Below are 593 nucleotides of genomic sequence, written 5' to 3'. Positions count from 1 at the left end.
CCTTAAAAGGTAATCAAAAGGTATTATGTGAAGAAGTAAGTTTATTTTTAAATGATGAGGAAGAAAAGAAAAAAATAAAGCAAAAGGGAATATATAAGAAAACAAGAGAGAAGGCACATGGTCAAATAGAGATACGAGAGTATTACCAAACGGAAGAAATAAAATGGCTTGAGAGTAAGAAAGAGTGGAAAGGTCTAAAGAGCATAGGGATGGAGGAAAAAACAATAATAAGGGGAGAAGAAAGGAAAAAAGAATATCGATATTATATAAGCAGTTTGAAAGAAGATATAGAATTATTTTCAAGGTCGGTGAGAGGACATTGGAGTGTAGAGAGTATGCATTGGCATTTAGATGTAACATTTAAAGAAGATGCAAATAAAACAATAGATAAAAGAGCAGCAGAAAATTTAAATATTATCAGGAAATGGTGTATAAGCATATTAAAAATGATAGAGATATTTCGGCCTAAATTGTCTATGAAAAAGAAGAGATTTGTTATTAGTATGAACCCTGCGGAATTTTTAGAGCAGGTATTGGCTTTTTAAAAAATGATATTTTTGCCAAAGGGGGAGTATAACATTTCATGCGTTTGT

Annotated in this window: 1 protein-coding gene; it reads left to right on the top strand. The window is 31.0% G+C overall.

Annotated elements, in window-relative coordinates; all coding sequences use genetic code 11:
* A partial coding sequence (locus tag HMPREF0381_RS14250) for an ISAs1 family transposase (protein WP_008752710.1) occupies nucleotides 1–545 on the top strand: 545 nt, incomplete at its 5' end.
* Nucleotides 546–593 lie beyond the last annotated feature (48 nt).

The sequence above is a fragment of the Lachnoanaerobaculum saburreum DSM 3986 genome (assembly GCF_000185385.1).
Classification (GTDB): domain Bacteria; phylum Bacillota; class Clostridia; order Lachnospirales; family Lachnospiraceae; genus Lachnoanaerobaculum; species Lachnoanaerobaculum saburreum.
The sequence above is the reverse complement of the archived record's forward strand: the minus strand, read 5'-3'. Positions and strand labels throughout refer to the sequence as shown.